At 47.4% G+C, this 24,528-nt stretch carries 22 protein-coding genes; 8 read left to right on the forward strand and 14 right to left on the reverse strand.

The features are described 5' to 3' along the window. Entirely contained in the window at positions 1-1,107 is a 1,107-nt protein-coding gene (locus tag G8759_RS07530; protein WP_167206660.1) for a LysM peptidoglycan-binding domain-containing protein, read from the reverse strand. Positions 1,108-1,449: 342 nt separating this feature from the next. On the opposite strand from G8759_RS07530, the gene porX reads away from it, so the two are divergent. After that, complete coding sequence (gene porX, locus G8759_RS07535) at positions 1,450-3,024, forward strand: T9SS response regulator signal transducer PorX (RefSeq protein ID WP_162387623.1); 1,575 nt, start codon at positions 1,450-1,452, stop codon at positions 3,022-3,024. A gap of 55 nt (positions 3,025-3,079) precedes the next feature. Here the strand turns inward: porX and G8759_RS07540 are convergent, their stop codons facing one another. After that, positions 3,080-4,573, reverse strand: coding sequence for a capsule assembly Wzi family protein (locus G8759_RS07540; RefSeq protein WP_167206662.1), 1,494 nt, complete (start codon positions 4,571-4,573; stop codon positions 3,080-3,082). Positions 4,574-4,731: 158 nt separating this feature from the next. Here G8759_RS07540 and G8759_RS07545 point away from each other — a divergent pair, with 158 nt between their 5' ends. Beyond that, on the forward strand, positions 4,732-6,051 hold the full coding sequence (locus G8759_RS07545) for an esterase-like activity of phytase family protein (RefSeq protein ID WP_167206665.1): 1,320 nt from the start codon (positions 4,732-4,734) through the stop codon (positions 6,049-6,051). A gap of 76 nt (positions 6,052-6,127) precedes the next feature. Here G8759_RS07545 and G8759_RS07550 read toward each other — a convergent pair whose 3' ends face one another. From G8759_RS07550 to galK, 5 genes are all read right to left on the reverse strand, one after another. Continuing rightward, positions 6,128-7,927, reverse strand: a complete 1,800-nt coding sequence (locus G8759_RS07550) for a M61 family metallopeptidase (RefSeq protein ID WP_167206667.1) — start codon at positions 7,925-7,927, stop codon at positions 6,128-6,130. 161 nt (positions 7,928-8,088) lie between these two features. Further along, positions 8,089-9,255, reverse strand: coding sequence for a glycoside hydrolase family 26 protein (locus G8759_RS07555; RefSeq protein ID WP_167206669.1), 1,167 nt, complete (start codon positions 9,253-9,255; stop codon positions 8,089-8,091). 196 nt (positions 9,256-9,451) lie between these two features. Further along, positions 9,452-10,132, reverse strand: a complete 681-nt coding sequence (locus tag G8759_RS07560) for a cell division ATP-binding protein FtsE (RefSeq protein ID WP_167206671.1) — start codon at positions 10,130-10,132, stop codon at positions 9,452-9,454. A gap of 81 nt (positions 10,133-10,213) precedes the next feature. Beyond that, positions 10,214-10,882 (reverse strand): fructose-6-phosphate aldolase, encoded by a 669-nt coding sequence (fsa, locus tag G8759_RS07565; protein WP_162387629.1) that lies wholly within the window; start codon positions 10,880-10,882, stop codon positions 10,214-10,216. A gap of 82 nt (positions 10,883-10,964) precedes the next feature. Next, positions 10,965-12,128, reverse strand: coding sequence for a galactokinase (gene galK, locus G8759_RS07570; protein WP_167206673.1), 1,164 nt, complete (start codon positions 12,126-12,128; stop codon positions 10,965-10,967). 269 nt (positions 12,129-12,397) lie between these two features. Here galK and G8759_RS07575 point away from each other — a divergent pair, with 269 nt between their 5' ends. The 3 genes from G8759_RS07575 (at position 12,398) to G8759_RS07585 (ending at position 14,416) form a co-directional block, all read left to right on the forward strand. Then, complete coding sequence (locus G8759_RS07575) at positions 12,398-13,117, forward strand: tetratricopeptide repeat protein (RefSeq protein WP_167206675.1); 720 nt, start codon at positions 12,398-12,400, stop codon at positions 13,115-13,117. Positions 13,118-13,220: 103 nt separating this feature from the next. Further along, a complete protein-coding gene (locus G8759_RS07580) occupies positions 13,221-13,574 on the forward strand; it encodes a transmembrane 220 family protein (RefSeq protein ID WP_167206677.1) in 354 nt (117 codons plus the stop codon). Next, on the forward strand, positions 13,571-14,416 hold the full coding sequence (locus tag G8759_RS07585; RefSeq protein WP_167206679.1) for a hydroxymethylglutaryl-CoA lyase: 846 nt from the start codon (positions 13,571-13,573) through the stop codon (positions 14,414-14,416). The genes G8759_RS07580 and G8759_RS07585 overlap by 4 nt, the downstream gene beginning before the upstream one ends. 66 nt (positions 14,417-14,482) lie before the next feature. Here the strand turns inward: G8759_RS07585 and G8759_RS07590 are convergent, their stop codons facing one another. Continuing rightward, positions 14,483-15,007: a DUF7935 family protein gene (locus G8759_RS07590; RefSeq protein ID WP_162387634.1), complete on the reverse strand. Its 525-nt coding sequence runs from the start codon at positions 15,005-15,007 to the stop codon at positions 14,483-14,485. A 145-nt stretch (positions 15,008-15,152) separates the two neighbouring features. On the opposite strand from G8759_RS07590, the gene G8759_RS07595 reads away from it, so the two are divergent. Further along, complete coding sequence (locus G8759_RS07595) at positions 15,153-15,461, forward strand: iron-sulfur cluster assembly accessory protein (protein WP_162391793.1); 309 nt, start codon at positions 15,153-15,155, stop codon at positions 15,459-15,461. Between the two features lie 154 nt (positions 15,462-15,615). Then, the gene (locus G8759_RS07600; RefSeq protein ID WP_167206681.1) at positions 15,616-19,458 is read left to right on the forward strand and encodes a sensor histidine kinase; all 3,843 of its coding nucleotides are present in this window, start codon (positions 15,616-15,618) and stop codon (positions 19,456-19,458) included. Between the two features lie 108 nt (positions 19,459-19,566). Here the strand turns inward: G8759_RS07600 and G8759_RS07605 are convergent, their stop codons facing one another. Next, on the reverse strand, positions 19,567-20,160 hold the full coding sequence (locus tag G8759_RS07605) for an HNH endonuclease (RefSeq protein ID WP_167206683.1): 594 nt from the start codon (positions 20,158-20,160) through the stop codon (positions 19,567-19,569). A 310-nt stretch (positions 20,161-20,470) separates the two neighbouring features. Between G8759_RS07605 and G8759_RS07610 the strand changes: the two genes are divergently transcribed. Then, positions 20,471-20,842, forward strand: coding sequence for a CoA-binding protein (locus G8759_RS07610; RefSeq protein WP_167206686.1), 372 nt, complete (start codon positions 20,471-20,473; stop codon positions 20,840-20,842). 32 nt (positions 20,843-20,874) lie between these two features. Here the strand turns inward: G8759_RS07610 and G8759_RS07615 are convergent, their stop codons facing one another. The 5 genes from G8759_RS07615 to G8759_RS07635 form a co-directional block, all read right to left on the reverse strand. Beyond that, positions 20,875-21,882, reverse strand: a complete 1,008-nt coding sequence (locus tag G8759_RS07615; RefSeq protein WP_167206688.1) for a 3-oxoacyl-ACP synthase III family protein — start codon at positions 21,880-21,882, stop codon at positions 20,875-20,877. A gap of 143 nt (positions 21,883-22,025) precedes the next feature. After that, a complete protein-coding gene (purS, locus tag G8759_RS07620) occupies positions 22,026-22,277 on the reverse strand; it encodes a phosphoribosylformylglycinamidine synthase subunit PurS (protein WP_162387639.1) in 252 nt (83 codons plus the stop codon). A 95-nt stretch (positions 22,278-22,372) separates the two neighbouring features. After that, positions 22,373-23,014 carry a CDP-diacylglycerol--serine O-phosphatidyltransferase gene (gene pssA / locus G8759_RS07625; RefSeq protein WP_167218793.1) on the reverse strand — a complete coding sequence of 214 codons (642 nt, stop codon included), beginning with the start codon at positions 23,012-23,014 and terminating at the stop codon, positions 22,373-22,375. An 84-nt stretch (positions 23,015-23,098) separates the two neighbouring features. Next, positions 23,099-23,740, reverse strand: a complete 642-nt coding sequence (locus G8759_RS07630; RefSeq protein ID WP_167206690.1) for an MBL fold metallo-hydrolase — start codon at positions 23,738-23,740, stop codon at positions 23,099-23,101. 80 nt (positions 23,741-23,820) lie between these two features. Continuing rightward, positions 23,821-24,522, reverse strand: a complete 702-nt coding sequence (locus G8759_RS07635) for an SAM-dependent methyltransferase (RefSeq protein ID WP_167206692.1) — start codon at positions 24,520-24,522, stop codon at positions 23,821-23,823. Positions 24,523-24,528: the final 6 nt, after the last annotated feature.

Here is a 24,528-nt window from a genome sequence, read left to right on the forward strand (position 1 = left end):
TTAAGGGGCTATATAACTGACCTCAGCTCGGAAACGTCGGTCTTCGGGGGAAAGTTTCGCGAAGGCCTGTGTCGAGAGCTTTATCAGAATCTTGTCATTGACTCCCGTGTCGGGCAGGCGGCCAATCACCTTTACCCATAAACTCTGATTATTGAACTCGTTTCGTACCTGCACCAGCGTACCAATCGGCGCTTTGCGATGAAGGGCTAAATATTTGCCGGAGTCGTCACCTTCAATCATTTCAGCAACACCGCTGGTGGCAATCCGTCGGCCACGGGTCGGCATAGGCGCATCATTGCCGGGATGGGGTATTTCCACCTCAACCTCCTCGGTTTTTGCGGTGGCTGGGTTATCGGTTTTAGGCGAGCCAGCATTGTCGGGTTTCGGGGTTGGATTTTCTGTCTTCGCCGTTACCGTTTCATCGGGTTTTTTTGAGGTTGGCCGTTCTGATTTGGGCGAAGTTCGTGTAGGCGTATCGGGATGAGCCGGGTTGGGCGTCTTCACCGGTACAGAAGCAACGGGAGCCGATGGGGTACGGGCCTGATAGGCTTTCTCGCTCACAATCAATGCCTGGCCGATCAGCACGTTATTGCCGGGCAAGCTATTCCATTTGCGCAAATCAGATTGAGCAACGCCATATCGAACCGCCAGACTATATAAGGTCTGACCCGGCTCTACAACGTGGATACCTGCTTTTGCGGGATCACTGCTCTTACGGGCTTCCTTATTTTGTTGCTTTGCTGTTGCTTTGGTGGCGGCATCCGAATTATTTTTTGCTGCCCGCTCTTTGACTTTCTCTTCTTTGCGGATTGCCTTGTCGATTGTCTTTTCCTGTTTCCTGCTTAGCGAGCCTTCGGGTATCGGAATCCGGACGATCTGGGAATAACGAACGGCATCGCCCATGGTTGGGTTAGCCGCTTTGATGGCACTGACTGAACTGGAATACCGCCGGGCAATGGCGTAAAGTGTCTGACCCTGATTGACTCGGTGTAGGATAAATCGCTTACCGTCTTTTTTCTCAACACCCACTGAATCGGCCACGATGTGGGCGCTTGCAATACGGCTCATCAAAAGCAGCAGGGCAATGAGGACTGTATATTTTTTCATGGGTTAGTACTAACCAAAAACCGCTGGAGCGTTTAAAATAGAGTTGATTGTAAAATTAACGTAAAAATCGGCCCAAGTTTCATCAAGAACGGTTTGATAGCCAGTTTATGTCTGATTTATAGCTCTTTTTCGAATTCCTTTGCTGTGTTAAAAAACCTTAATTATGAACCGCCTAAACACATACGGGCGTTTGATGTTTAGTAGAAGGTAATCTTCTGATTCATGCTTTCGCCCGATTGGATCGTGTTTCCTACCTTTCGATCACAAAACGTTTAACTTCTAACCGAAAGTATTTCAGGTGTTTATCCAACATATTATTAATAATTGAAAAGCCAGAACTACATGCAAAATTATTCGATACTCTGGGCTGACGACGAGATTGATCTGCTCAAGCCACATATTCTTTTTCTGAAAAACAAAGGATATGAAGTGACACCCGTTAATAGTGGGGCAGATGCACTTGAAGAGGTAGAGCAGAGCAATTATGATGTTGTATTTTTAGATGAAATGATGCCCGGTATGACCGGCCTCGAAACGCTTTCGCAAATCAAACAGCTGCGGCCTAACCTGCCCGTTGTCATGATCACCAAGAGCGAAGAGGAGCATATCATGGAGGAAGCGATTGGTTCTAAAATTGCCGATTACCTAATTAAGCCGCTCAATCCCAACCAGATATTACTATCGGTCAAGAAAATCCTGGACAACAAACGTCTGGTGACCGAACGTACCAACATCGGCTATCAGCAGGATTTCCGGAATATATCGATGCAGTATAATGACCGCATGGATTTTGAGGAATGGGCCGACGTTTATAAAAAGCTGATTTACTGGGAGCTTGAGCTTGACCAGTCGCAGGATAGAAGCATGGGCGAGGTGATGAACATGCAGAAAAGTGAAGCGAATTCTACGTTCTGCAAGTTCGTGATCGACAATTATGAAGACTGGCTAAATGACCCAAAGGCCGAAAGTCCTGTTATGTCCCACCAGTTGATGCGTAAAAAAGTATTTCCATTACTGGATCAGGCCAGCAACGGAAACACCGGTCCCTTATTTTTTATCCTGATCGATAACCTGCGCTATGACCAGTGGAAGGTGATTGAGCCGCTGTTGAGCGACTATTTTACGGTCGAAGAAGAATCGTCATACTACTCCATTCTGCCAACCACCACCGGATTTGCGCGTAATGCTATTTTTTCGGGAATGATGCCCAGCGAAATGGAGCGTAAACATCCTGATCTGTGGGTTAACGACGATAGCGAAGATGAGGGTTTGAATAACCATGAAGACGAATTTTTGCGTCGGCAGCTTGAGCAAAGCCGTCTGAATGTAAAAATGTCGTACCATAAAATCCTGAATGTCAATCAGGGAAAATCGCTGGTCGATAACTTCAATAACTTGTTGCAGAATCAGTTGAACGTAGTTGTCTACAACTTCGTCGATATGCTCTCGCACGCCCGCACCGACATGGCGATGATTAAGGAACTGGCTCCTGATGAGTCGGCTTATCGGTCGATAACGCGGTCGTGGTTTCTGCATTCTCCCCTGCTGGAGTTCATCCAGAAAATTGCAGCTAAAGGCGGACGCCTTATCATCACGACCGACCATGGCATGATTCGGGTTCAGAAACCCGCTAAAATTGTTGGCTATCGCGAAACGAACACGAACCTGCGCTACAAACAGGGTAAGAACCTTGGCTTCGATGACAACCACCTCTTTGTGGGTCGTAAGCCTGAGCGGTTATTTCTACCCAAGCCACACGTTTCGACCGCCTATGTTTTCACGCTGGAGGACTATTTCTTTGCGTATCCGAACAACTACAACTATTACGTCAATCACTATCGGAACACCTTCCAGCATGGGGGTGTATCGCTCGAAGAGATGATTATTCCGTTTGCCTATCTGACAGCCAAGCGGTAAAACAATACGTTGACAAAAAAAGCCATCCGACCCACTGGATGGCTTTTTTTGTTTATTACCATTGCCGACGTAAACCAACCCTTAGCCCCATGCTCTTTGCCAGCAACTGTCCCTGATCTGCCGCAAGGGCTACTGAAAGCACGCTATTGTGCAATGCAGGTAAGGGAATATTGGCGGTTAACATCCCCGAAAATTGGTTCTCAGCCGACCGAAAAGGAGTTGAATAGGTGCCAAAATTCTGGCTGTAGGAAAACCGCCCGGTCATGCTAATTTGGTTTTTTATAGAGGCTTCGAATGCTGCGTAATAGGCAATAACCCGATTACTGGGAAAGTAAAATTCACCCGGCTCCGATGCAGATGACAGCATGGAACGCGGTATCAGAAAGGGTGTGCCAATGGTTTGCCCAAAATAAGACCAGCCTTCCACATACTGGGAATGGTTGTAATAGTTGTCGGCTCCTTTATAGGCTTGCCCAGGGGCCGAAAAATAAGGCCCCGATTGATCGCTGGTCAGTAATACTTCGCCCAATAAGCGATGCCATGTCCAGAAACGATTGCCAGCCGATTTTGCCTGTCGGTTGAGCCATCGCAAACCGTATAAACCGTCGGGAGCATTGCGCCAACTTAGACCACTGGCATCTTCGTAGGGATGTTGGTGGTAAATAAACCACGATGAGGCTGGTAAGATCAGGCTCAGTCCAATGTCAATACTGCCCAGATGGTTGCCAATTCGATTGGCCGCGTCGAAACTTGTATAGCGAATATTACCTAAATCTTTGGGAATAATTCCCAGTACGACACTCTTTAGGTAATCCCCGAAATTGGTCGTTAGATGACCATCAACGGCAAAGGGAGAGTTTTTAAGGTAATCGGCATAGCCTCCCCATTGTACTTCGTGATTCAGACCTACGATTAGGTGGAGTCGGGATGAAGGGCGCCCCAATTTCAGGAAAATTGCTTTCTGATGCAGGTTTACGCCCCGTATGTAGGGAGCGTTGAACCAACCATGCGTAAAGCTTCCCTTAACGGCCACCACGTTTCCCAGAAAAGGCAACGGAAAAAAATCAGGAAGAACGAACTGAATCTGTGGTATTGGCAAGGCATTGCCGGACACCGAATACGAACCGGATGAAAGAACTGTATCAACCAGGCCAATAATCTGCTGACGTCGTCCGCCCCAGAGCTCAAACCGGCCAAGCCGGACTTTTAGATAAGCTTCCGGCAGCAAAACCTGCCGGGAATTGGGTGATAAGGCACTCTGCGACAGATTCCCGACGGTTTTGACGCCGAATCCCCAATCAACGAAGGGCTTACGGAGCGAATCGGTCTGTTTATAGTTGCGACAGATACCCAGTTGCAGGCTAATGGCTGGTGTGTTAGGAGGTACTACACCCCACTGGTTTGTGCGTAGCCAAAAGGGTATTTGTGACGCATTGGCCCCATACATGCTTAAGTCGGCAGAACCAGTTAGCGAAGACCGCTGAGCCCGTAGCGTATGCGAAGTCAGTAAGCCAACGAGCAGTAGCGCCCAACCATAAAAACCATGCATAATCACGAAAACTACAGTACTTTATGTCAATCTGCAACAGAAGTGATTATTCATCTTGCCAATTTCATAATAGCTTAATAATGAGCAGTATTAAGTAATATTCAGGTAATATGACAGCCTTAGCTTTGTGTAATTATCTCTTGCTTATTTCTCCCCTCATGAACGTAAAGCTACCCCCTCTTTCCCGCGCAGTCTGTGGAGTATTTATTAGTGGTTTAGTATTGGCAGGCTGCCAGGATGAACTTAACCAGATCGATGGCTTCACCTATCCGGCATTTGTAGAAGCCAGTAACCCCAAAACGCTATCGACAGCGCCCAACGGGACAACGATTTACAATGGTGGATATGGTTCGTCGATTGCTCCATCCCTCAACGATCCATCTGTGTTTTATCTGCTCACCGATCGAGGGCCTAATGCTGCGGGTGTTCAGGCCAATTCCATTATTTTCGGTAAAGCCGACTTTACACCTCAGATTGGTAAATTCCGGATTGTGGGCGATCAGATTGTGTTGGAAGAAACGATTTTGCTGAAAAATGCCAGCGGTCAGCTTCTGACGGGATTGCCGAATCCGGTTGGACAGGGTAATACGGGCGAAATTGCCATCGACCTGAATGGGAAAACCATTTCGCCTGATCCAGATGGTATCGACTCCGAAGGATTGGTCCTGATGCCGGATGGTTCATTCTGGATAAGCGATGAATATGGGCCTCACCTGGTACACGTTGATCCAACAGGAAAGACCATTGAGCGTGTCAATCCCTTTGGGACTGGAACCGGTGGGCGGATCATGCCGAAAGTGTTTGCCCGTCGCCGGCCGAATCGCGGTATGGAAGGGTTAACGATTACGCCTGACGGAAAAACGCTGGTTGGCTTAATGCAGTCACCCCTATACAATCCATCATCGGCGGCTGTCGCGAACTCAACTGTTCTTCGGATACTTACATTCGAAATTGCCACGGGTGCTACCAAACAATACGTTTATTTGATGGAAGATCCCAGTCTAACTGGCTGTAGTGAAATTGCTGCCATAACCAATACAACTTTCCTGGCGCTGGAACGTGATGGTGATTACGGTGGTAATCCAGCCAAACCGGCCAAATTTAAACGGGTTTATAAATTCGATCTGGCCGGAGCTACCGACATTTCCGATTCGTTCAATGGCGATGGGGGCAAATTGTATAACGGTATGACGGTTGACCAACTGAAAGATAAAGCGGGCCTGACAGCGGCTGGCATCGTACCTGTTTCGAAAACGCTCGTATTTGATCTGATCACCGACATTTCGCCGGTGTATCCACACGACAAAGCAGAAGGAATAGCGTTGATTGGTCGTAATCGACTGGCTATTTCCAACGATGATGATTTTGGCGTATTGGATGACGGTAAAAATGGCTTTACCACCAAACTGTTGCCCGCTACCGGTCAGGTCGATAAAAACCGGATTTACTTCGTGACGTTGAAATCCGCATTACGATAAACTACTGTAATCAGGAAGCCCCGAAGCTAAATGTATAGCTTCGGGGCTTCTTCGTTATTTTCAGGAGCCTTTACGGCTATAAATTCTTCTGCCAGCGTTCTCTGAGCGCGAGTTGTTGCGGAGTCGCCTGAGGGTTTGGCTCGAACACATAACGGTTTACTTCGGGAATCTCCTGCATGGTGGCTTTGATAGTTACGGGTTGCCCATTACGCCGAACGGTCAGCTCATAGGGATCGCCCGCTTTGAGTCCGCGAATCTGTTCCCGGATTGTCGGGAGCGTTGATTGATCGATCGTTTGCTGATTGAACGCGATCCATTCGTCATTTTCCTGTATACCAGCCTGACGTAGTGGCTCACTCACCTGTTTCAACCGAAGGGTATCATTCACCGGAATCGGTCTCATGCCCAGTGAGGGCAGCTTTTTACCGGTAGCAAAAACGGGCTTATACAAAATTCCGACTTTACCGAAGTATTCCTGAAGGGGCAAATGTTCGGCATTCTTGACATATCGATTGAAGAAATCGGTGATTTCCGGATAGGTTTTCTGCGCGAAAATGTCGAAGAATTCCTTGTCGGGAAATGGGCGATTTGGACCGTAGGTAGTTGTTAGCTCATTGATTACTTCCCGAAGGCCGCGCTGCCCACCCGACAACTCAAGGAGCCGGATATCGAGCAGACCGGCCACCAGAGCACCCCGGTTGTAGATGTTGCCATATTGTTTCTGACCTTCGGGTGTATAGCACGTCAGTGCGAGTTTTAACAAGCTGTAGGTCGTGTCCAACTGCTGATCGATCTTTACTTTCTGACTCAGTTCGTCGCAGTAAGCAGGCAGATCTGTCAGCCCACCCCGTAGCCGCATGGCCCCATTGGCCCATTCCGTTACCCCTTCGTACAACCAAAGATGGGCGGAGGGGGTAGGGGTAACAAAATTGAACTGCTGGATCAGTTCGCTATGAATATTTAATGGCGTAACAACGTGAAAAAATTCATGGGCCGCAATGGACGTAACCGTTTCGGCCAGGCGCGGAGAAAAGGGAGTTTCCTTGAAAATGTATTCCGAACTATAGGAATGTTCCCAGGCTCCCCAGCTCTCATCCTCAAAATGGTATAAAAAGGTATAGCGTTTTACGGGCAACGTTTTCAAAAACTTTCCAGCTGCCTGAAGCATCGACTGCATGCTGTTGAGCAATTGCTCGGACGTGACCTGATCGGTTTTCGAGTAGGTGTACATCTCAACGGCCGCTCCGCCCACCGTAGTTTCGGCGCGGGTCAGTCGGCCCAGCAGAATAGGCGAATCGACAATGCGGTCGTAGCTATCGGCCAGAAAATACCCTTCCTTGTTCTTTTCAAGTGCCGTTCCTACGGTCCACTCCATTGGGTAATTGATTTTTACGGCCAGCGGAGTTGCCTGCATGCCCTGCGGAAAACCAAACACGCCCTGCCCATTTATAAGGGCATGATCCTGCTCGATCGAGGTGCCGCACATTCGGTAAATGACATCTTTCTTGACGGGGGTATCCCAGGTTTCGGCAATTTGATAGCGAATCTGGCGTACCTGAGTAGGTTGCTCAATTTTCCATTGATTGGTCGAAACCTGCTCGGTTTTCAACTCCTTGCCTTTTTTATCGAATGCCTGAAACGAACGGACAAAACGGCCAATATCCATGACCTGATAGGTGCCTGGTGCTGTCGATGCAAATTGATAAACAGCGTTTTCTGGCTTTAATCCCTCTACATGAAGAGTAACTTTAAACTGATCATCGGCCCGGTTGTTCAGGTCAACCTCGTAGACCAGAGGGGCTGGTCCGGCTGCCCACACAGGCGTTGTCAATGAGGAGCAAGCCAGCAACAGTGCGCTCCAAACAAAATTGTTCATAGTACGTGAAAGAAAGCTATATCGAGTACTCAAAAAAATACGTAAAAAGTAAACATACGCAATCTTGCTGGCTTCGTACCTTAAAACTAGGATGAGAGGAGAATAGGCTGGATTTATGGATACCTCCCTGTTACTCAGTATGGGCGTAGCTAGGGAAAAAATTAAAAGAACAACCACTTTCGCCGGTACAGCTTCGGCAAGTCGGTCTCAAACCAGGTATACGGGTCCTGATAGAAGCGAAGAAAGTCTGGTACACTGGCCTGTCCCGGATAAGGCGCATAGTAATGGGTTTGGCTACGAGCATCGTTTCGCCAGACCAGCACATACGTTAATCGAATCTTTTCTGCTTTTAGAGCTTTCAACAGGGTGTTGCTCCACCAGGTTGTATCGGGAATTGACTCAAGGCCTGTTTCCGTAAAAGCGGCCAGCTTTCCGGCTTTCCTGGCATAATCTGACACAATTTTTAGTTTTTGACTACCGGCGTTGATGTTATAGCGGCCATTTCGGCCAAAGTCGGCGTAATTATCCATACCTACCAGATCGACCCACTCGTCGCCCGGATACCGCTCCAGGTAGTCGGCTTCCGTTTTGAACAGGCAATCGGGCGAAAAGGCATAGAGAAAATTATGAACCTGAAGACTATCGCGCAGATAGGAGACCGTAAAGCGCCAGAGTGACACAAAATCCTCTTTCCTGCAATGCGGTTTGCCCCACCAGAACCAACCACCATCGAACTCGTGGTAGGGCCTGAAAATCATTGGCGCGAGCTTACCATCGTTCCCTTTCACCGAATTGGCCAGACTACCAATGGTTTTTAAAATTTCCTTGTACTGCTCATGGTGCGATCCCCCCGGAATCAGTAAAGCCACAGCGGGTGCCGAAACCGTATCGACCCAATAGAACCCACCTTTAGAAGCCGGATTGGTAAAATGCCAGGCAACAGTTGTCACTCCTCCACGATTATAAGTGTCCACAATCTGCTTACGGAGCGTTTCTTTGGCTTTTTCTATAGCTGCGGGTGGTCTACCCGATAGTCCGCTGAAGTCGACGCCGATTACGGCAGGATGTGAACCCGTTACTGATTTAACGTCTGAGCGGTTCGGATCGCCAGACCAGCCATAACCATATTCTGTCGCATGCTGATGTCCGAAAAGAATATGCTTTTTGGCGAGTTTTCGCAGATTTTGATAAAGGGAAGCTGTTTCTTTTGTTGCCTTTAGGTCAAGCGGTTTGTTGGGGTATGTTTGGGCGTTTATGGTACTCGGGAACAGGATCAATAAACTAATCAGTAAGCTCACCCAAGCCGACTGTATACGTTCTTTTTCCATGGATCTTCGGTTAACGAAAATTCAAATCACTACCATTTGGAGCCATTTTCAATGATTATCTGAATAAATGGATCATAAACTAGTAGAATCCCTAAGCTGTTGAGACAAAATAAAGAACGGATCAAGCTCCAGTCTTTCTCAAAAACAAAAAGCCTCTTCTGCTAAAAGAGGCTCATCCAAGTCAATAAAAAAATAATTACCCACCCAGTTCCACGACCTGACCGTCCTGACAACGCAGCACGCGGGCCGGATACTTATTGAGCAGTTCGTAATTGTGGGTAGCCATGAGCACCGCTGTTCCGGCGTTGTTGATGGCTTGAAAAACCTTCATAATCTGATCCGAAACTGCTGGGTCGAGGTTGCCGGTAGGTTCATCGGCGATTAGAACGAGGGGTTCGTTCAGCATGGCACGGGCGACAACAACCCGTTGCTGCTCGCCCCCCGAAAGCTGGTGGGGCATTTTTTTCTGAGCGGTTCCGAGGCCAACCTGCATCAACACATCGGCGATGCGGTTATTCATATCGGCTTTGTTCGACCAGCCGGTTGCTTTCAACACAAACCGTAGATTTTCTTCAACCGTGCGATCAGGAAACAGCTGAAAGTCCTGAAAGACAATACCAATTTTACGGCGTAGAAAAGGAACATCGCGGGGTTTAAGCTTTTCGAGCGAGTAGCCCGCTACGAAACCCTTTCCATTCTGAAGCCATAAATCGGCGTATAGTGTTTTTAGTAAGGATGTTTTCCCGCTGCCCGTTCGGCCGATCAGATAAGCGAAATCGCCTTTATTTATCTGAAACGATACATCGCCCAAAATCAGTTTGCTGCCCTGGTAGATGTCCGCGTGGTCTAGACTAAGAACGGGTTCTGTAGAAAACATAGATTTGGTTATCAGTTATCAGTCGCTACTCGTAGCTGATCTGTTTAAATCAGTAACGAGTAGCGGCTGATAACTATTTTTTTACTTTTTAACCGGTAAGTTAGCCTTTTCGTGGTCAGCCAGGAATTTAGCCAGACCGCTGTCGGTCAGTGGGTGATTGAGCAGTGATTTAATAACGCTCAATGGAGCTGTCATAACATCTGCTCCGATTTCAGCACACTGAATAACGTGCATCGGGTGACGTACTGAAGCGGCCAGCACTTCGGTAGTGAAACCGTAATTTGTGAAAATAGTTACGATTTGCTCGATCAGGGCCATACCGTCGGTCGAGATATCGTCTAACCGGCCTACGAACGGCGACACGAACGACGCGCCTGCTTTAGCAGCCACCAGTGCCTGACCTGCTGAGAAAATCAGCGTACAGTTGGTACGAATGCCTTTTTCTGAGAAATATTTGATCGCTTTTACACCATCGGCGGTCATTGGAACCTTTACCACGATATTCTCGTCGATTTCGGCCAGTTCATCGCCTTCTTTAATCATCTCATCGTATTTGACCGAGATAACTTCAGCGCTTACATCGCCCTCTACAATTTCGCAGATTTGTTTGTAATGGCGCATCACGTTGTCTTTGCCGGTGATACCTTCTTTGGCCATCAACGATGGGTTGGTCGTGACGCCGTCGAGAACGCCCATGTCCTGAGCCTCGCGAATGTCGGCCAGATTGGCCGTGTCAATGAAAAATTTCATAGTTAAACAGAATTAAGTAGGTCGGTAAGCTGGTAAGCCCGGAAGCTAAAAGGAACGGATACATAAAATATACGCGGCCTTATTAACTTACTGACTTACTGACTAGGTTCGTACCATTTTGAATTTTGCAGGCGTGAAGGTACGTATCTTTACCCGTTCTGGCTTTATATTGTTTGGTAATCAGGTGCGTAAAATCATCAAGTGCGTCTTCTCGTACCAGATTAATGGTACAGCCGCCAAAACCCCCGCCCATCATTCGGGCACCCAGTACACCGGGATGTTCGCGGGCAATGTCGACCAGGGCATCCAGTTCGGGGCAACTCACTTCATACCACTGGCTGAGCCCCTCGTGTGACCCATACATCAACTGGCCAAATGTTTTGATATCACCCGCTTCTAAAGCAGTTACCCCGTCGAGCAGCCGTTGGTTCTCCTGCACTACGTAAGCGCACCGGCGATAGATTAACGGTTGGGCATTTTTTAGATGCGTGTCAAGCATGGTCATCGTCACATCACGCAGGCTGTTGATTTCGGGATAAAACGTTTTCAGAAACCGAACACCCGCTTCGCATTCAGCCCGGCGCGTGTTGTATTCGGAAGTAACTAAAGAGTGTTTCACCCGGGAATCGCACAGAACGATACTGATTCCGTCCATTTGCAGGGGGGCATAGGTGTATTCCAGCGAACGGCAGTCCAGTTTAATAACATGATTGGCCTTTCCCATCATGCTGGCAAACATATCCATAATACCGACCTTGGCACCAACGAAATCGTTCTCGGCTCGTTGCGATAGTTTCAGGAGCGTTATCCGATCCAGGCCCAGATCGAAGAGCTCATTAAGGGCAAAACCGACGCCATTTTCCAGTGCTGCCGACGATGATAGACCTGACCCCATAGGAATCGTTCCGCCAAAAACACAGTTGAAGCCCCGGATAGGCTGACCTAATAACCGGAACTGGGCAACTACGCCCACAAGATAGTCAGCCCAGGTATGCGTTGAGGTAAGCTCATTTAGTGTGCCGCGATAGGTTTTATTCAGATCGTAAGCAACAAAATGGAGTTCGTCGTCGTCGCGTGGACCAACAGCCAGATAGATCGCTTTGTCAATGGCGGCAGGCAGTACGAACCCTTCGTTATAATCTGTATGTTCACCGATAAGATTAACGCGGCCAGGAGAGCAGATCAGGATCGGATCGGAATGGAACGCGTCCTGAAACGACGCGGTAAGTTGGCTAAGCAGGTCCATGTTGGGTTTAAGGAATTTAGCGGTCTGATACAGCTAACCCGCATAACCCGCTAAACAAATTAATTGCTCCCGCGAAACTAATACACAGCAGGACGGAAACAAAAAATGGCAAACCAATGTCTCACCGCTACGACCACCTACCCTTGCTTCGGTCAAGACCTGGGGGATTCAGCAGGAGCTGGTAGCACCGATTTGCCGATGCAAAGTTAAGCAATTGTTAGTCAAACGACCAAATTTCGACAGTACCTTTGCGCCAAAATACATTCGTGATGAAGAGTTCTTTTTATAGTTTTTTTTGTACGCTGTTCATTATCAGTGCCTGTACCTCGGCAGATAAAACGATTGAACAGGGAAGAGATTATTTAAAACAGGGTAAGTTTCGGGAAGCAGTACAGGTATTGAATCAGGCTGTGGAAGCCGATGCTGGTAATGCCGAAGCGTTTAACTCGCGCGGTGTCGCTTATTTTGAGCTTAAAGAATACGCCAATGCAACGATGGACTATGATCAGGCCATAAAGCTGGATCCGAACTTTTATCGCCCTTATTACAATCGGGGCTTGTTGAAGGTTGCTCAGAACGATCTGCCGGGAGCGTTGAAAGATTATTCTGACGCCATCCGGCTGGCTCCTGATACGAGTCGCGGCATCAGTGCAGAAATTTTTCTGAATCGGGGTCAGTTATTTGCAGCACAGGGGCAGATTCAACCCGCCCTGACCGATTTTTCACAGGCTATTTCATTAGATCCGAAGAATGCGCTGGCTTTATATAATCGGGGCAATCTGCGCTTCCAGCAAAAAGACCTTGCTGGCGCTACGATCGATTTTCAGCAGGCTGTACAGGCCGACCCAAAATTTGGTAAAGCCTTTTATGGATTAGGTATAGCCCAGATCCTGCAAAACGAGCGCGAAGGTGGTTGTTTGAGTCTGAAACAGGCACAAAATTTGGGTTATGCTGATGCGGCTAATGCCGTGGCCGAATATTGTCGCTAATTAATCAATAAGGTAATCTGAGATTGAGGAATGAAGTGCCAGCCAAAGCGTTAGTTTATCGATCACCAGAATTGCCTGTTTATCCGAATTTCCAACTCACTGTATGCGTAAGATTCTTGCTATCATTTTTGGGCTGCTTTTTGTTTTGTTTGCAGCCTTCCAGTATAACGATCCTGACCCGGAGGTCTGGATACCGATCTATGGATTGGCCGCTGCGGCTTGTTTTATGGCCTATGCGGGTGTAGCTCGCTGGTGGTTTCTGGTCATAATGGCTCTGTTTTACGTAATCGCAGCTATTTATCAGTGGCCTCCCGTGTTTGAGGGATTCCTGTTCAGCGAAGTCGGTATGCGGAGTATGAACATAGAAATGGCGCGCGAAGCGGGTGGACTGGCTATCTGTGCGGCAGTTATGTTATTGCTGGCATTCTTATCGCGTCAAGCTACTCCACGACCATGAAACTTATCGAGTGTCCGCGCGATGCAATGCAGGGGCTTGCCCATTTCGTGCCTACGGATCTGAAAATCCGTTATCTTAATGCGCTGCTGCAAGTGGGCTTCCACACGCTCGATTTTGGCAGCTTTGTGTCACCGAAGGCTATTCCACAGATGCGTGATACGGCCGACGTACTGGCGGGGCTGAATCTGGCCAATACCCAGACTAAATTGCTGGCTATTGTCGCCAATGTTCGGGGAGCCGAGCAAGCGACGAATTTTGCTGAAATTAAGTTTCTAGGTTTTCCGCTTTCAGTGTCCGAAACGTTTCAGCAACGAAACACCAACAAGTCGGTAGCACAGGCATTTGTGGAGGTCGGGGAGATGCAAAAACTATGTGTACAGACCCAGAAAGAACTGGTTGTTTACCTGTCTATGGGGTTTGGTAATCCTTATGGCGATCCGTATAGCACCGAACTCGTTACTGATTTTAGCGGCCGACTGGTCGATATGGGTGTTCAGATCATTGCTCCTTCCGACACGGTTGGCTCATCGACGCCGGAAGCGATTGAAAGGCTGTTCAGCCAGTTGCTGGCTAGCTTCCCCGACGTTGAATTTGGGGCACATCTTCATGCTGTGCCGGGGGAGGCTCCTGCCAAAGTGAAGGCCGCACTTCGGGCGGGTGTTCAGCGTATCGATGGTGCCCTACGTGGTTTTGGCGGTTGCCCGATGGCGGCCGACGAACTTACGGGAAACCTGCCAACCGAAGACATTATTGAGGCACTCACGAATGAGGGCGTTTCGCTTAATCTTAACCAGGACGCATTCCAGAAAGCACTGACATTGTCAGCAGCGATATTTATTTAAACGTATCACGGATAGAAACCAACTCAATCGTAGTAGCTACCATTGTCATGCAACACGGGGAAGTCACTACATAAACATAACCTGTATCTCTTCTTTTACGGCCTTGAGTGCTTCGGCAGTTGGTAGTCGGTCTTTCTGAATAATACGCTCAAAAATACGCTTGGAGAGTTCAAGCGCAGGCGCATCGGGTCGAGTGTCGCCGGATGCCTGATTAATAAGTGTCATTACGTCGTTCATAGCGGCCTGAATCTTATCCCAAACCGCCTGACTCATGTATACCTGCTGGGATAAGTTATGGTTATATTCATCCCGGATTTCCTGTAAAAGTCGTTGCTGAAACTCCAGCGTTGTGGTGGCAGTTCCACCTAACCGCAATAAGAGATTGTTAGGGCTGATTCGCTCTAAAAAGAGCACCATTCGTTCATAAGCCTGCAACCGGACAGGGACAACCGTTTCGGTGTAGCGGGTCTTAACCTCGAAGCGATGACGGTCAGCCTCCCGTTCCAGCAATAGCTTAACGGTCACATACATGCCATAGAGAACCAATCCGGCGGGTACAATCAATTTTAAAAAATCACTCAGCAACTCCATAAAAGGAAAAACGTTGTTTAGTTAAAAATGGGTAATTTTGAAAAAAGGCTTTCGGTTTATGGTCGTTGGCTGGCTGACTCGCCAACACATTCTGAGTCGGCAAACCAATTACCAAAAGACACAAACTGTTGGCCACACACTAACTATGCTGGTACTTGATAATCCTGTCCGGGTTCGGCCTGAAGCGCGGCAGCAGTTAATGGACACGTTACAGGCCAATAAAATTCCTGACGAATACGGTTTGCGAATTGGTATCCGGGGAGGTGGCTGTGGAGCATCCTGGTTACTGGGTTTCGATGTGCCTGGCTCTTCCGACGAAGTGTATAACGTTGAAGGTGTTCGCATCATTATTGATCGCAGGCATTTGTTGTACGTACTGGGTGCCGAAATTGGGTACGAACCAGGCGGTTTTACCGTAGAAAAAGAACAGACTTCCGTGGGTAGTTCTCAGTAGGCAGATTCTCAGTTAATAGTGGACTATTTTCTGTAGGCGAAAAAAATCATTCCTATTTTCAATAAGTAGCTGACTGAGCACTATTAATTGAAGACTGCCGACTAAAATTGGCATGATTTTAGGTCAGTTTTGACCAAACTCTCCCTCTGGGTTCGTGAAGCGAATTGAACAACATATTTTTTTAGTATTAGCTATACTGGCTGTTAGCCTATCGGTATTGTGTTATTGGATTCTGGAGCAAAATGCCCCGGGAGCGACCGATGAGCAATACATGACTGCCGTACAGCAGCGGGTGAAGGAGGAGATGCGGGTCAGTACCGACGAACTGGACCAGGTGGCCGAAAAAGTCCGGCAAACGCCAAACGCTACGTTTGCCAGTATGAGCCAGCCAACCCAGTATCCTTATTTTATTTTTCGTCGCAAATCCGGCCAGCGTAGCGAGCCTAAATTGTTGTTCTGGTCTGATTACCGATTTATTCCCGATTATTCCCGAATTGCTTCCGTAACATTTCCAACGTTAATTAATTTCGACGAGGGCACCTACATTGTGAGTCGTCGACGGGTTCGAAGTGGGGCTGATTCACTGGATGTTTTTTCGCTGGTCAACATTTTTCGCCAGTATCGAAACAATAATACGTATTTAGAGTCAGGCTATAATCCCGCTTTGTTTGCCATTGATCCAGAAGCGATTACCAACGATCGTACGAATGTTTATCATGCAATCTACGACAACACACCGGTGTATTTGTTTTCGGTGGTTCCTCCCAAAGTTGATGTGTACCGGAATCATTCAACACCCGTCAATACCGTAATTCTGGCCACATTAGGCGTTGTCTTTCTGGGTTTGTACGTGCTGCAGGCGCTGGCTCGCTTCAAGCGCAGTCGGCGTTATGAACTGGGCTTTGCCTGGCTGGCCCTCTATCTGGTCGTTTTGCGAGCGGTGATGCTCTACTTTGGCGTCCCGTTTTTATTTTTTGAATCCGATCTGTTTAACGCCAAATTTTATGCTTCATCCATACTGGTGCCGTCACTGGGCGACTTGTTGCTGAATGCGGTCGTGATTCTTATTCTGTCTTATTACTGGGTCGGCCATTATTATCACTCCTGGAGTTATGCTAAGCTGATCCATTTGCCTTCCGGCACAAAGAAAATTATATCGATTGCGTGCGTCGTATTGAGTTATCTGGCATTCTCCAGTTGTTATGATGAATTGAATAACATTTATGAGAAGTCACAGTTCACGCTGGATATTACCCTTAATATTCGATTTTCGCTGTTGAAAATCGTTTGTTTAATCGTGTTCGTCACGATCTCATCGATTTATTTTTTACTGAACCATATCCTGGCCAGTATTTTTCTTCGGTTTAATCGACCCGTAATCAGCGGGATACTTTGGTTATCGGTCGGTACATTACTGTCGGCTGCTCTTTTCTATTGTATTGGCTGGTCGCTGGAACCGATATTGTTGTTGAACGGGCTCTATTTCCTGTTGATTTATGTAGGGCGCTTTTCCCGGTCGCTTTATACGTTCCGTTACAGGACCTCGATCTACCTGTTTCTGGCTGCTTTTGTGTGCGCCGTTACAACGGCCTATGTGGTTTATAAGCAGGAAATAAAGAAACAACTGGTTCACGAGCGTGAGTTTGCTTCGCAGTTATTGGCCGAAAATGACGAATTCGGTGAGTTTCTGATGAGTAAAGCGCAGGAGTCGATTACGACCGATGTGGATATTGCCCGCTCATTACGGAAAGATACGCTTCTGGTGAGAGAACGTATTCAGCAACGGATAAAAAGTGTTCATCTAGATAAGTACTTCGACAAATACGACATTGATGTATCGTCGTTTCGGGCCGATGGTCAGCCGCTCGATATCAGCCCCGATGCCAGTGAATTATCGACATTGACCGCCCGATACCGCCGACCGATGTATAAAACACAATACCCTGGGGTGTATTTCGTCAATGAAGTCGGTAATCAGTTTATCAAGCAGTATGTCTGCTTTATTCCTATCCGGTTGGCAAATGCAGGAACGGTAACAGTTTCTGATACAATCGGCTATGTTGTACTGGATCTGAAACTGCGTAATGAGAGGCCCAAAAGCGTTTATCCGGCACTGCTGGTCGATACTAAATTCATGCAGAGCCCAGATACACAGGAATACAGCTATGCTATTTTTAAGGGTCAGCCTAACAACGATACGACCTACCATCGAATCCTGTACGGAGACGGTAGTTATAATTATGATCGTAAGATGCCACCTGCGCTGCTGGCCGATTCGACGCTGTATAGTACAGGATTAATTGCCAATGGGTATCAACATGTTGGCCAGCGTGGGCAGGATGGCCGCATCGTGGTTGTGTCGTCGGCGGAGTACCCCTTTCAGAATATTTTCTCCAATTTTTCATTTTTATACCTGCTGCTTGTCCTGACGGTACTTATCGTCGTTATTATCTACGCGATTCATTACGGATTTTCGCAGTTCAGCATTAACTATTCAACGAGGATTCAGATTCTGTTGAACGTCGCCTTTTTCCTGCCATTGCTTCTGGTGATCGTCATTATTCTGAGTGTGATAAGTTCAAACTACATTACAAACCAGGAGAATACATACATCAGCAATACGCGGAATATTGCCTCTAATTTCGTGACGTACCTCGATGAATACCTTCAGGGAAGGCGTAGTAAAGCGTCAATGGAGGAGGAGTTGCATAAAATTGCCCGTGATGCCGATATCGACATTAACCTGTTCGATACAGAAGGGCGACTAAGTACATCCACGCGTCCACTGATGTATGAGAGCGGACACCTTTCCAAGCGCATCAATCCGGAGGCTTACATCCATGTTATTGAAGAAAAAGAAAATCAGAAGCTACTCAACGAATCGCTGGGCAGTAAACAATACCGAACGGCCTATGCTGGTATCAAGTCCTACGATGGCCGATTACTGGGTGTGTTAAGTATTCCTTATTTCTATGCTCGTCCTGAACTCGACCGCCAGATTATTGAAGTGATCTCTTCGGCCCTGAGCATCTTTACGGGTTTATTTCTGTTCTTCCTGATCCTCTCTTATTTCGCATCGAATGTGCTGACCAAACCCCTGAAGTTGCTGACGCAAAAGATTCGGAAAACGAATCTTGATAAGCCGAATGAACCGCTTCCATGGCGTTCTGACGATGAAATTGGGTTACTGATACGCGAGTATAACCGAATGCTGGTAAAGCTGGAGGAGAGTAAACAGGCGCTGGCACAGAACGAAAAACAATCGGCCTGGCGTGAAATGGCAAAGCAGGTGGCGCACGAAATCAAGAACCCGCTCACACCAATGAAACTGACACTGCAACACTTGCAGCGAACGTTCCCGAATGTGAACGGAGCCGACGGTTCTCCGGCTGGCCCGAATGATCCGGCCATGCGCCGGGTGATTCAGCGAACCTTTGATTCGTTACTCGATCAGATTGACAATCTCAGTGATATTGCTACGTCATTCTCCGACTTTGCCAAGATGCCACTGCCTAAAAATGAGGTATTTGAAGTCACCGGCGTTATCAATAAAGCCGCGGATCTCTATGCCGATGATGAACGAATCAGTTTATTACGGCAGATTGCGCCCGGCCCGGTCATGGTTGTTGGTGATCGTCAGCTGATTGGCCGTATCCTGACAAACCTGATCATTAACGGAATTCAGTCGGTTCCTGCCGACCGAAAACCCGTGCTTAGTCTGCGTCTCTATACCAATGACGATGATGTTCAGATTGAAGTGCATGACAATGGAGCAGGTATTCCGGAGGCTATTCGCAAGAAAGTTTTTCTGCCGAATTTTAGTACCAAGCGGGGCGGCTCGGGTTTAGGGCTGGCTATTGCCAAGCGTGGCGTCGAACATGCGGGCGGCTCGATCTGGTTCGAAACAACGGAAGGTGTTGGCACGTCGTTCTTTCTGTCGTTGCCACTGGATAGCAAACCCGCTACTGAACCGGCAAACCAGTCGGTGCTTAAGTAATAGCGATTTGGATTATTGGGTAGACCTTAAAACAAGGCAGCCGATCGGGAATCCCAATCGGCTGCAACTCGTAGTCTCAAACATCACTCAAAATAGATCGTTCACTGGCTAATCACCATCAATTGTCACATGTTTCCAGTTTTCGCCCGACCGAATTCGATTCAATTGTGTATGGGTGATGCCAAATTGCTTGGCAATCATCTTAAGTCGATTTTTATCATTTCTGAGCAGCTTCTTTATAATTTTAACCTTGCTTTCGGTTAATTTATAATTGCGGGTTGGGCGAGGTGCCGGGCGATTTTTGAGACTCGGATTGTTCCGGTTATGCTCAATCATCTCGTTTTTAGTAACCCACTTCAGATTCTGATAGTAGTTATTTTGCTTGTCATGGTCGAGATGGATCACGAAGGTTTGATCGGGATGTTCGCGGGTGATGAACTGCTCGGCCACCAGCTTATGAACATATCGGTTCAGAGTTTTTCCAGCCGAACGTATGTTTAGCGATCGATACCCCTGAATGACAGAGCCTTTGATAATGGTTCCAGTTGTAGTAGTTGTCGGGTTGGCAGGGCGTGTTGTAGTCTGAAAACTACGCAGTCGTCCATAATTTGAAACGTCATAGCGAGGCTGGTTTTCAATACCATCGAACACTATGGGCACCCACTTTTCGTTCCAGAAACTTTGATACTTCTTCTCAATCATTGCCAGTGGTTATTATGTGCCTGTTAGCTATTTATAGATTTGTTTCGCTGATAAAGGCTTGTTTGTTTAACTATTCTTTAACAAAGATAAAACAAGATAGTTGCTAAAATAAATTAAAAATTCTGATTCTCAGTGATTTCTGATTATAAGGGCAAAGAAATACATACGACAATAAACAATAGAAGGATTTATATACTTAAATAGTAGAAAGAATCTAAATAAGCAGACGCACCTAAGTTGAACTACGCGGTAACCAGAAAGGTTTTAAAACAAAAAGTGCTGACTGAAAAGCTGGCGCAAAAGAGAGGAAATGAATACTGAATCAAAAAAAACAGTAGTTATTGGCGCTTCTGAAAATCCCGGACGATACGCAAATCGGGCTGCTCATAGTTTAGTACGACACGGCCACGAAATTGAATTAGTTGGATTAAGGCCGGGCCAGATTGAAGGGCGCCCTATTCAGACGGGACAACCGACGCTAACCGATATCGATACAGTTACCTTGTATGTTGGGCCACGGAATCAATCTGACCTGTACAATTATATCAAAGGGCTGAAGCCGAAGCGAGTGATTTTTAATCCAGGAACCGAAAATCCGGATTTTGAACGGCAATTACAGGCCGAAGGTATTGAACCCATTGAAGCCTGTACACTAGTGATGTTATCGATCGGAACCTACTAAAAAGGATTGACCGGCTTACAGGTCAATCCTTTTTACCATTTTATCAAAGCCGATGCCCAGGTAAAGCCGCTTCCAAAGGCTGCCAGGCAAACTAAATCGCCGGGTTGGATACGGCCTTGCTCAAACGCTTCGGTCAGTGCAATCGGAATAGACGCTGCGGTCGTGTTTCCGTATTTCTGAATGTTATTGAACACCTTCTCATCAGGCAGATTCATCTGCTGCTGAACATAGCCAGAAATACGAATATTAGCCTGATGCGGCACCAGAAGAGCCAGATCGCTGGGTTGATACCCATTGGCCTGAAGACTTTCGTTAATCACCTCCATGAAGCGTACCACAGCATGTTTGAAAACGGTGTTTCCGTTCATCACTACGCTGCTCCCACCAGCTGTAGCCGTATCGGCTGTAATGAAGTGATTAGGCCGGCTGCTGCCCGGATCTTTCAGATATAATTCCTCGGCATAACGACCGTCGGCATGAAGATGAGTTGACAGGATACGATGTTCCAGATCTGTAGTGGCCTGAACAACAGCTGCCCCCGCACCATCACCAAAAATAACCGCAACCCCACGACCTTCGGTTGTTTTATCCATCAACGTTGACTGGATCTCCGACCCAATCACCAGAGCTGTCTTGTACATTCCGGTTTTGATAAACTGATCGGCAATCGACAGGGCGTAGACAAATCCAGAACACTGCTGCCGAATATCGATTACGGCTATACCTTCCAGACCTAATTCGCGCTGCATCAGAAACGCCGAACCAGGAAAATAATAATCCGGCGAAAGCGTAGCGTAGACGATCAGATCGACATCGTTGGCGGCCAAACCAGCACGTTCGAGCGCCATACGCGATGCGGCTGCGGCCATACTGGCGTTAGTCTCTTTCCCGTAGGTGAAAAAACGCCGTTGTTTAATACCCGTCCGTTCCTGAATCCAGGCGTCGGATGTATCCATATATTGGGTCAGGTCGTCATTCGTAACCACGTTGTCTGGTACGTAAAAGCCTAACCCGGTAATCCTTGAATAAGTGGTCGTCATTCGTTAATGGCAAAATAGTTGGCAAAAATAGTACTTTTTCAGGTAGCTATTGTGCTTGGAAACTACTTACCTGTATCTGCGCTGGAAAGTGCAGCTTTTCTTTAAAAACAGAGCCATCCGGGTGGAAATGGGCAAATGAGTCCTTAGGCTGGTTGCAACTCGAAAGAATATTCTTCCATGATCAGGTTGGCCAGCAGTTGGCGACACGCAGTGTCTACCGTTTCATGTGCTTTTTCCTGACTATCGGCATCTACTTCAAGCCGGATGTGTTTCCCGATCCGGACGTTGTCAATATTGTCCATCTGGAGGTTATGAAGGCCCAGTTTAACGGCTTTTCCCTGTGGGTCCAGAATTTCCGAACGGGTCATGATGTTAATTTCGGCAACGTATTTCATCTGTAATGAGTGAAAAGTGAAAGAGCGAATGCGATGCGTGAAAGAGCGAAAGGGAAGTTGGCTAACCTCACCCGTTCACTCATTCGCTCTTTCACTCATTTGGTAAAAAGTGAAACAACAATGTAAAGCAGAATTATCAGCGGAATAGCCGCGAACTGCAAAAATAATAAGAGTAGGGCGGAAGCTATCAGAAAACTGAATTTAATCCGGTTTTCAGCCCAGCCAAACGACTTGAATTTAAGCGCAAAGAGCGGTACTTCAGAAACAAGCATGAACGAAAAGGCAATCATCATGCCCAGTGCAATATCGTTCTGCCAGATTGTATCGTACTGCGGCTGATAGTGGCCCATTAACGGAAATGCCGCAATCAACATGGCATTTGCCGGTACGGGCAGGCCAATAAATGATTCAGACTGTCGTGTATCGATGTTAAAATTTGCCAGCCGTAATGCCGACAATACAGCAATTAAAAAAGCACCGTATGAAATGGTTCCCAATTCCTGAAACCAGCAGAGTTGAAAGACGATGGTAGCCGGAAGCACACCAAACGTAACGACATCGGCCAGCGAATCCAGTTCTTTCCCAAACGGCCCCGATACGTTTACCAGTCGGGCCACAAAACCGTCGCCAAAATCAAGCACGGCGGCTAAGCCAATAAGCCAGGATGCTATTTCCAGGTGCCCACGTAATGCCATGACCAGACCAATGCACCCGCATAGCAAATTGCCGCAGGTCATGGCATTCGGGAGATGTTTGAGTAAGTTTTTCAAGGGATACGTATGAAGGATGAGTTTGAGCCGACGAGGTTAGGTATTCATCGTTCATAATTGTTTGACAAACGGATTTGATCGCTTCTCCTGGCCAATTGTCGTTGAATCCATATGTCCCGGATAAACGACGTAATCATCAGGTAAGGTGTAAAATTGAGTTCTGATGCTGTTAACGAGGTCGGCATGATTGCAATACGGAAAATCCGTACGGCCTACACTTCCCCGGAACAGTACATCTCCACCAATTATATAATGATCAGCGTGATTCACGAAGGCAACATGACCGGGTGAATGGCCTGGCACAAAGATGACATCGAGTGTTGTATTCCCAAACTTAAATTGATCGCCTTCTTCCAGATGTTCGTCAATTTCTGACGGCTCATAACCCCGTAAACCGTAAATAGCACAACGTGTTGGTACATCGTTATAAATCACCATGTCGAGCTCGTGCAGATAAGCCTTAACGCCAAATTTACGCTTTACATACGCGACGCCAAAAACGTGGTCGAGGTGTGAATGCGTAAGCAGCAGGTACTTGACGGTGAGTTTATGGTCAGTAATGAACCGTCCAAGTGCTTCTTTTTCTCCCTGGTCGTAACAACCTGGGTCGATGATAACAGCCTCACCGGTTGCGTCGTCGGCAATTACGTAGGTATTTTCTTGAAGCGGGGAAAACTCGAAAGCCTGGATCATGGATCAGTTGGTAAGTCAGTAAGTAGCTGATGCGTAAGCAACAAACTCGCGTCGGCCACTTACTGACTTACTACTTTTTGTTACAAAAGTAAAAACACCGTTGGTTTTTTGCGCAAATCAGGCACCTGTGTTTTCCATTCCCGTATGGTTCGTGTACGTACGAAGGCATCGGGGGCTGTCAGATTACAAGCCACGCACAGGCGGGTATTCGGTTCACAATTGGCTATTACTTCGGCAAATAATGCATCATTGCGATAGGGCGTTTCCATGAAAATCTGAGTCTGTTGCCGCTGTTGTGCTTCTTTTTCGAGGTGGCGAATTGCTCGGGCACGGTCCTGCCGTTCAATAGGCAGGTACCCATGAAAAACAAACGACTGACCACTCATGCCCGACGCCATGAGGGCCAGTAAAATAGACGATGGGCCTACCAGCGGCTCCACCCGCCAGCCGAGCGAATGGGCCATTCCTACCACAACCGAACCCGGATCAGCAACACCGGGGCATCCGGCTTCCGATAACACACCAGCATTGCGTTTGCGCTCGGTTAATTCCTGAATCTGTCGGCGGGTATCGACCGCAGGAGTGTCTTTGTCGAGATCGAAAAATGTCGTTTCATCAATAACCCGAGTGGTTTTTAGGCCACTGATAAATCGCCGGGCAGTGCGTACATTCTCGACGAAGTAGGCATCCGTTTTTTCAATAACCGACCGGATATGTACCGGAAGTACCAGCTCTGCAGTGTCCTCGGCCAGCAGGGTAGGGATGAGATAGAGTGTTGGCATGACAAA

This window comes from Spirosoma aureum, assembly GCF_011604685.1.
In the GTDB taxonomy this organism is placed as follows: Bacteria; Bacteroidota; Bacteroidia; order Cytophagales; family Spirosomataceae; genus Spirosoma; species Spirosoma aureum.

Coding starts and splice junctions, on each gene's coding strand:
- G8759_RS07530 (WP_167206660.1), bottom strand. CDS start 1,107: ATGAAAAAATATACAGTCCTCATTGCCCTGCTGCTTTTGATGAGCCGT.
- porX (WP_162387623.1), top strand. CDS start 1,450: ATGCAAAATTATTCGATACTCTGGGCTGACGACGAGATTGATCTGCTC.
- G8759_RS07540 (WP_167206662.1), bottom strand. CDS start 4,573: ATGCATGGTTTTTATGGTTGGGCGCTACTGCTCGTTGGCTTACTGACT.
- G8759_RS07545 (WP_167206665.1), top strand. CDS start 4,732: ATGAACGTAAAGCTACCCCCTCTTTCCCGCGCAGTCTGTGGAGTATTT.
- G8759_RS07550 (WP_167206667.1), bottom strand. CDS start 7,927: ATGAACAATTTTGTTTGGAGCGCACTGTTGCTGGCTTGCTCCTCATTG.
- G8759_RS07555 (WP_167206669.1), bottom strand. CDS start 9,255: ATGGAAAAAGAACGTATACAGTCGGCTTGGGTGAGCTTACTGATTAGT.
- G8759_RS07560 (WP_167206671.1), bottom strand. CDS start 10,132: ATGTTTTCTACAGAACCCGTTCTTAGTCTAGACCACGCGGACATCTAC.
- fsa (WP_162387629.1), bottom strand. CDS start 10,882: ATGAAATTTTTCATTGACACGGCCAATCTGGCCGACATTCGCGAGGCT.
- galK (WP_167206673.1), bottom strand. CDS start 12,128: ATGGACCTGCTTAGCCAACTTACCGCGTCGTTTCAGGACGCGTTCCAT.
- G8759_RS07575 (WP_167206675.1), top strand. CDS start 12,398: ATGAAGAGTTCTTTTTATAGTTTTTTTTGTACGCTGTTCATTATCAGT.
- G8759_RS07580 (WP_167206677.1), top strand. CDS start 13,221: ATGCGTAAGATTCTTGCTATCATTTTTGGGCTGCTTTTTGTTTTGTTT.
- G8759_RS07585 (WP_167206679.1), top strand. CDS start 13,571: ATGAAACTTATCGAGTGTCCGCGCGATGCAATGCAGGGGCTTGCCCAT.
- G8759_RS07590 (WP_162387634.1), bottom strand. CDS start 15,007: ATGGAGTTGCTGAGTGATTTTTTAAAATTGATTGTACCCGCCGGATTG.
- G8759_RS07595 (WP_162391793.1), top strand. CDS start 15,153: ATGCTGGTACTTGATAATCCTGTCCGGGTTCGGCCTGAAGCGCGGCAG.
- G8759_RS07605 (WP_167206683.1), bottom strand. CDS start 20,160: ATGATTGAGAAGAAGTATCAAAGTTTCTGGAACGAAAAGTGGGTGCCC.
- G8759_RS07610 (WP_167206686.1), top strand. CDS start 20,471: ATGAATACTGAATCAAAAAAAACAGTAGTTATTGGCGCTTCTGAAAAT.
- G8759_RS07615 (WP_167206688.1), bottom strand. CDS start 21,882: ATGACGACCACTTATTCAAGGATTACCGGGTTAGGCTTTTACGTACCA.
- purS (WP_162387639.1), bottom strand. CDS start 22,277: ATGAAATACGTTGCCGAAATTAACATCATGACCCGTTCGGAAATTCTG.
- pssA (WP_167218793.1), bottom strand. CDS start 23,014: ATGACCTGCGGCAATTTGCTATGCGGGTGCATTGGTCTGGTCATGGCA.
- G8759_RS07630 (WP_167206690.1), bottom strand. CDS start 23,740: ATGATCCAGGCTTTCGAGTTTTCCCCGCTTCAAGAAAATACCTACGTA.
- G8759_RS07635 (WP_167206692.1), bottom strand. CDS start 24,522: ATGCCAACACTCTATCTCATCCCTACCCTGCTGGCCGAGGACACTGCA.